2 protein-coding genes are annotated in these 1,896 nt (G+C 54.3%); both read left to right on the top strand.

Translation table 11 applies throughout. The features are described from left to right. Positions 1 to 220, top strand: a 220-nt coding sequence (gene tnpB, locus BMX44_RS16335) for an IS66 family insertion sequence element accessory protein TnpB (protein ID WP_143056992.1), incomplete at its 5' end; no start/stop codon positions are given. Positions 221 to 282: 62 nt separating this feature from the next. Next, on the top strand, positions 283 to 1,875 hold the full coding sequence (gene tnpC, locus BMX44_RS16330; RefSeq protein WP_090634996.1) for an IS66 family transposase: 1,593 nt from the start codon (positions 283 to 285) through the stop codon (positions 1,873 to 1,875). Positions 1,876 to 1,896: the final 21 nt, after the last annotated feature.

Genomic DNA, 1,896 nt, shown 5'->3' with positions numbered 1-1,896 from the left:
GTTTGTTTTTTGTAATCGCGCCAGGAATCGTATCAAGGTACTGTTATGGGATGGTACGGTCGTCTGGCTGAGTCATCGCCGTTTACATCAGGGCCGGTTTGTGTGGCCGCAGCTGGAAGCGTGTTGTTTTGAATTGACCCAATCACATTGGGAATGGCTGACAGCGGGCGTGGACTGGCAACGATTGTCGGCATTGCCACCTGCCCATCTTCGGGCATGAAAGTTTGTTAATAGTCTATTATTAACAGTCGGTTAGTATCGTGCCATGGTATAATAACGAGCATGAAGCCACTGGCACATCTCGATCAATTGAACCTTGATGCGGATACCAAACAGCAGGTAGCCGGCATTGTCCAGACGCTGCTGGATCAGGCTCAGCAAGCACAACAAGAAATCCGCGCACAGGAACTCAAGATCCAGGCGCTCACAATGGAACTGGCGCATTTGCGCCGCATTCGCTTCGGTAAAAAGAACGAATCACTGTCATCCATACAACCCAGCCTGTTTGAAGAGTCCGTATTGGCCGACATCGCGGCCGTTCATGCTGAAATTGAGCAAATCGATACGACTGCTAAAACTGCAACGAACAGATCGACACGCAGCCGTGCAGGCCGTCAACCACTGCCCGATCACCTGCCGCGAATCGAACACCGTCATGAACCGGCATCCTGCCAGTGCGGACAATGTGGCAAGGCTCTGGTCAAAATCGGCGAAGACGTCACCGAACAGCTCGATGTTGAGCCGGCCAGGTTCTTTGTCCACCGTCACATCCGGCCGCAGTATGCATGCAAGACCTGCGAAACCGTCACCGCAGAGCCGGTGCCGCCGGCAGTCATCGATGGCGGCATGGCCGCACCTGGTTTGCTGGCCTGGGTGATCAGCAACAAATACCTCAATCACTTGCCGCTCTACCGTCTGGAACAGATCGCTGCGCGCGAGCAGGTCACGCTTTCGCGTTCCACGCTGGCTGAATGGGTCGGCCGGACCGGTGTTGCGCTGCAACCCCTGGCAGATCGATTAAAGTGGCATCTTTTGCAGGGAAACACCCTGCATGCGGATGAATCGCCGGTAGCGCAACAGGAGCCCGGCAACGGCAAAACCCGCAAAGCCTATCTATGGGCCTACCGCAGTAATGACCTTGATCCCGGGCCGCGCATTGTTGTCTTCGATTATCAAACCAGTCGCAGTGGCAGGCATGCGCAAAACTTTCTGCAAAACTGGCAGGGCCATCTGCAGGTCGATGATTATGGCGGGTACAAAGCACTGTTCTCCAGAACAGCATCACCCTGCATTGAACTGGCATGCTGGGCGCATGCCAGGCGCAGGTTCTTCGATCTGCATCAGGCCAACGACAGTCCGATGGCATTCGAGGCATTGCAGCGTATCGGCGAGCTGTACGCAGTCGAGGCTGAAGCCAGGCAACTTGATTGCGTAGTAGCACGTCAGCAACTGCGGAAACAAAAAAGCCTGCCGATACTCGATGCATTACATGACTGGCTGATGCAAACCCGCCTGCAAACAGCCAACGGTGGCGCGTCTGCCAAAGCGTTGGACTATACACTGAAACGCTGGCCGAGTCTGGTACGCTATGCACATACCGGCAATCTGCCGATCGACAATAACCCGGTAGAAAATTCAATCCGTCCCATCGCTGTCGGTAAGAAAAACTGGCTCTTTACAGGATCTGAGCGTGCGGGCCAACGCGCTGCTGCTATCCAAACCCTGCTCGGCACCGCACAACTCAACGGTCTTGACCCGGCCGCGTGGCTCAAAGATATCCTCACAAAACTTCCAACCTGGCCTAATAGCCGTATTGATGAGTTGTTGCCGTTAACGCCGGAATTTATCGAAGCATTAAAACAAGAAAAATTATAGATGGTCGCGCCGGACGCTTAC

Source organism: Nitrosomonas marina, from assembly GCF_900110145.1.
In the GTDB taxonomy this organism is placed as follows: domain Bacteria; phylum Pseudomonadota; class Gammaproteobacteria; order Burkholderiales; family Nitrosomonadaceae; genus Nitrosomonas; species Nitrosomonas marina.
The sequence above is the reverse complement of the archived record's forward strand: the minus strand, read 5'-3'. Positions and strand labels throughout refer to the sequence as shown.

Coding starts and splice junctions, on each gene's coding strand:
- tnpC (WP_090634996.1), top strand. CDS start 283: ATGAAGCCACTGGCACATCTCGATCAATTGAACCTTGATGCGGATACC.